Annotated in this window: 3 protein-coding genes; 2 read left to right on the forward strand and 1 reads right to left on the reverse strand. The window is 69.6% G+C overall.

The annotated features are described in order from the left end of the window. Positions 1 to 136: 136 nt before the first annotated feature. Positions 137 to 2119, forward strand: coding sequence for a threonine--tRNA ligase (thrS, locus tag GKQ77_RS28035; RefSeq protein WP_219691720.1), 1983 nt, complete (start codon positions 137 to 139; stop codon positions 2117 to 2119). Between the two features lie 77 nt (positions 2120 to 2196). Continuing rightward, positions 2197 to 2757 carry an HIT family protein gene (locus GKQ77_RS28040; protein ID WP_219691721.1) on the forward strand — a complete coding sequence of 187 codons (561 nt, stop codon included), beginning with the start codon at positions 2197 to 2199 and terminating at the stop codon, positions 2755 to 2757. Between the two features lie 65 nt (positions 2758 to 2822). Here GKQ77_RS28040 and GKQ77_RS28045 read toward each other — a convergent pair whose 3' ends face one another. Then, entirely contained in the window at positions 2823 to 4478 is a 1656-nt protein-coding gene (locus GKQ77_RS28045) for an AbeC-like domain-containing protein (protein WP_219691722.1), read from the reverse strand. Between the last annotated feature and the right edge of the window lie 201 nt (positions 4479 to 4679).

Genomic DNA, 4679 nt, shown 5'->3' on the forward strand with positions numbered 1-4679 from the left:
CCCGGAGGGGGGATTCAGGGTGGCGCTTCCGGGTGGCCGGGGATAACCGTTTCGCGGCGGACACCCCAGGCTCGGTACGATCCCTAGTGCGCGCGCATCAGAAAGCGCCGCACCCCCCTTCTGCAAGGAGAGACCGGTGTCTGACGTCCGTGTGATCATCCAACGCGATTCCGAGCGGGAAGAGCGCGTGGTGGCGACGGGCACTACGGCCGCCGACCTCTTCCCCGGTGAGCGCACCATCGTCGCCGCCCGCGTGGCGGGCGAGCTGAAGGACCTGGCGTACGCCGTGGCCGACGGCGACGAGATCGAGCCCGTCGAGATCTCCTCCGAGGACGGCCTGAACATCCTGCGCCACTCGACCGCGCACGTCATGGCGCAGGCCGTGCAGGAGCTGTTCCCCGAGGCCAAGCTGGGCATCGGCCCGCCCATCCGGGACGGCTTCTACTACGACTTCGACGTCAAGGAGCCCTTCACCCCCGACGACCTCAAGCGCATCGAGAAGAAGATGCAGGAGATCCAGAAGCGGGGTCAGCGCTTCTCGCGCCGCGTCACCAACGACGACGACGCCCGCGTCGAGCTGGCCGACGAGCCGTACAAGCTGGAGCTGATCGGCCTCAAGGGCAACGCGGCGAACGCCGCCGACGGCGCGGACGCCGAGGTGGGCGCCGGCGAGCTGACCATCTACGACAACCTCGACGCGAAGACCGGCGAGCTGTGCTGGAAGGACCTCTGCCGAGGCCCCCACCTGCCCACCACCCGCAACATCCCCGCGTTCAAGCTGATGCGCTCCGCCGCCGCCTACTGGCGCGGCAGCGAGAAGAACCCCCAGCTCCAGCGCATCTACGGCACCGCGTGGCCCTCGAAGGACGAGCTGAAGGCGCACCTGGAGTTCCTCGCCGAGGCCGAGAAGCGCGACCACCGCAAGCTCGGCTCCGAGCTCGACCTCTTCTCCTTCCCGGAGGAGATCGGCCCGGGTCTCGCGGTCTTCCACCCCAAGGGCGGCGTGATCCGCAAGGTGATGGAGGACTACTCCCGCAAGCGGCACGAGGACTCGGGCTACGAGTTCGTGAACACCCCGCACATCTCGAAGGAGCAGCTTTTCGAGATCTCCGGGCACCTGCCGCACTACGCGGAGGGCATGTTCCCGCCGATCGAGTTCGACGGGCAGAACTACCGCCTTAAGGCGATGAACTGCCCGATGCACAACCTCATCTTCAAGTCGCGGGGCCGCTCCTACCGCGAACTGCCGCTGCGGCTCTTCGAGTTCGGCACGGTCTACCGCTACGAGAAGTCGGGCGTCGTGCACGGCCTGACCCGCTCGCGCGGCTTCACCCAGGACGACTCGCACATCTACTGCACCAGGGAGCAGATGCTCGGCGAGCTGGACCAGCTCCTCACCTTCGTGCTCGACCTGCTGCGCGACTACGGCCTGAACGAGTTCGAGCTGGAGCTGTCCACCCGCGACCCCGAGTCGGACAAGTTCATCGGCTCGGACGAGGACTGGGCCGAGGCCACCGAGGCGCTGCGCCAGGCGGCCGAGAAGCAGGGCCTCCCGCTGGTGCCGGACCCGGGCGGTGCCGCGTACTACGGCCCGAAGATCTCGGTGCAGGCGAAGGACGCGATCGGGCGGTCCTGGCAGATGTCGACCCTCCAGGTCGACTTCAACCAGCCCAAGCGGTTCGGCCTGGAGTACACCTCGGCGGACGGCTCCAAGCAGCAGCCCGTCATGCTGCACCGCGCGCTGTTCGGTTCGATCGAGCGGTTCTTCGGCGTGCTCCTCGAGCACTACGCGGGCGCGTTCCCGGCGTGGCTCGCGCCGGTGCAGGCGATCGGGATCCCGGTCGGCGACGCGCACGTGCCCTACCTCCAGGAGTTCGCGGAGGAGGCGAAGAAGCACGGGCTGCGGGTCGAGGTCGACGCCTCGTCGGACCGCATGCAGAAGAAGATCCGCAACGCGCAGCGGAGCAAGGTGCCGTTCATGGTCATCGTCGGCGACGACGACATGAACGCGGGCTCGGTGTCGTTCCGCTACCGGGACGGGTCGCAGGAGAACGGGATCGCCCGTGACGAGGCGATCGCGAAGCTCGTCGACGTGGTGGAGCGCCGCGTACAGGTGTGACGTGCTCCCCGCGGGCGCGGGGAGGTGAGGGGCGGTCCCGTTCGGGGCCGCCCCTCGTCGCGTACGCCCCGGGGAATATGCTGACCACCATGACGAGTGAGCCGGAGCAGCAGATCGGAGTGGGTACGCAGGACGCGTTCCAGCGCCTGTGGACGCCCCACCGGATGGCGTACATCCAGGGCGAGAACAAGCCCACGGGACCGGGGGCCGACGACGGCTGCCCCTTCTGCTCCATCCCGGCCAAGTCCGACGAGGACGGCCTGGTGATCGCGCGCGGCGAGCAGGTGTACGCGGTGCTGAACCTCTACCCGTACAACGGCGGCCACCTGATGGTCGTCCCCTACCGGCACGTCGCCGACTACACCGACCTGACCGGCCCCGAGACCGCCGAACTGGGCGAGCTGACCAAGCAGGCGATGACGGCCCTGCGCAGCGCGTCCGGCGCGCACGGCTTCAACATCGGCATGAACCAGGGAGCGGTCGCGGGCGCCGGCATCGCCGCGCATCTGCACCAGCACGTCGTCCCGCGCTGGGGCGGCGACACCAACTTCATGCCGGTCGTGGGCCACACGAAGGTGCTGCCGCAGCTGCTCGCCGACACCCGCGCGATGCTCGCGGACGTCTGGCCCGCGAGCTAGCGCCCGCGCTCCCGCGCCCCCCGTAAGCGGCTGCGCTCCCGCGCCCCGGAAAGGGGCGCGGGTCCTTACGCGTTGTACACGTCCGCCTGCCTCGGCAACGGGTCCTGGATGCCCCCGCTGAGGAAGGTGGAGCGCGCGCCGAACTTCTCGGTGTTCACGCCGTTCTCCGCGAGGACCTTGATCGCCGCCGAGTGCACCACGCGCAGCACGGGCGTGGCGGCGCGCAGCGCGTCGTCGGCCATGAAGCGGTGCCGCCACGGCTTGTCGGCCCAGGCGTGCCGCAGGCCGAAGGGCTCGGGCAGGACCAGCTTGCCGCCGAGGTGGTCCAGGAGCGGCGGATACCACGTGAAGGGGGCGCGGACCGCGAGGCGCACCACCTCGTCGGCGTCGACGAGCGGCAGATTGCGGTCGACCGTCTCCCAGAACTTGATGGGCTTGGCGACCGTCTTCGTCTTCGGCTCGGGCTTGCTGGTGAACAGGGGGTGCACGGGGCCGAGGGCGTGGCCGGTGACCTCGATGCGCAGGGTCTCGTGCAGCACGGTCACCGTGATGAGCATCGTGATGACCAACTGGCCTTCCCAGAGCGTGAACTGCACGCCCAGGTAGTGCCGGTCGCCGCTGCCGAACTGCTGTTCGTTGCAGATCCGCTGTATCTCATGGCCGCGGATCTGGAAGGCGTCGACGTCCGTGCCGGTGGGGCGGGCCACCGCCTTGGCGTTCTCCCCGATCGGGGTGACGATCCAGTGATTTATGGACGGGGTGGGGAAGCCGCCGGTGTGCAGCGGGCCGCGCTCCAGCATGCGGAGCTGGTCGTGCACCGCCCGTATGACGTCCCAGCTGCGGAAGGGGTGGATGTCCTTGCCGTCCTCGGCGGGCACCAGCTCCTCGGCCAGCTGCCAGCTGCCCCAGCGCGTGCCCATGCCCAATATGCCCTTGGGCCCGGCGTAGAAGACGGAGTTGCTCTGCTGCTCGGCGGAGAGTCTGGCGAGCCCTTGGCGCAGCCGCTCGGCGGCCGTCTCGCCGGGGCTGCCCGGCACCGCCTCGGGGATCTTGGCCCCGATGCCACCGCCCGACAGCAGGCTCTCCCAGCGCTCGCGCAGGTCCCTGGCGGTGCGCTCGGCGATCTGCTTGGCCCAGAACCAGCCCACCACGGGCAGCACGATCGCCGCCCGCAGATACCACGCCCAGAAGCCGTCGAAGGGCAGCTTGAGGAGGGCGAGGACGGCGAGCACGCCCATGGCGACCAGGACGGCCGTGGCGAGGGCGCCCGCGCGCTTGTTCTCGTTCTTGGCGACTTGCCGTCTGATGGTGAAGACGAGCAGCCACACGATCAGACCGGGCAGGGCGAGCAGGCCGCACAGGGCCATCACGGCCGTGAGCCAGCTGTCACGCTCCTTGCGGATGCGGCTCGCCGCCAGGCAGTGCTCGACGACGGACTGCGGCTCGGTCCCGAAGGACTGGATGAGCGGCTTGCGACCGCCGCCGAGCATCCGCACCTGCACGGTCCGCGCGAACGCCTCGCCCAGGCTCGGCTTGAACAGTGACCACATGCCGGGCACCACCACGGACTTGTGCCACTCGGTGTTGGCCTTCAGGATCTCCTCGACGTCCCCGTCGCGATACGCGGCCGACGCCAGGGCGTGCGTCGCCACGGTCTGCCCCGCGGCGCCCGAGAGCGGGACCTGGGCCCCGGGCCTGAAGTCGAATCCATCGTCCGCCACTGCCGCCCCCTCGCCGCGACGCCTTCGCTGCCGCGGCTCTTCCCGACTTCTCTGTCCGGCACACCTGTTGCCGTCCGGCACATCCGTTGATCAGGTCATCAGCGTATCGGGGAGCACCGACATCCGGCAGGGGGCGCCCGGTGCGCCGGTTCAACTAGGGCCTGTCCGGCGGATCATGTCGCGGGACGCGGGGTGTGGCAC

The organism is Streptomyces anatolicus, assembly GCF_019400875.1.
GTDB lineage: Bacteria > Actinomycetota > Actinomycetes > Streptomycetales > Streptomycetaceae > Streptomyces > Streptomyces anatolicus.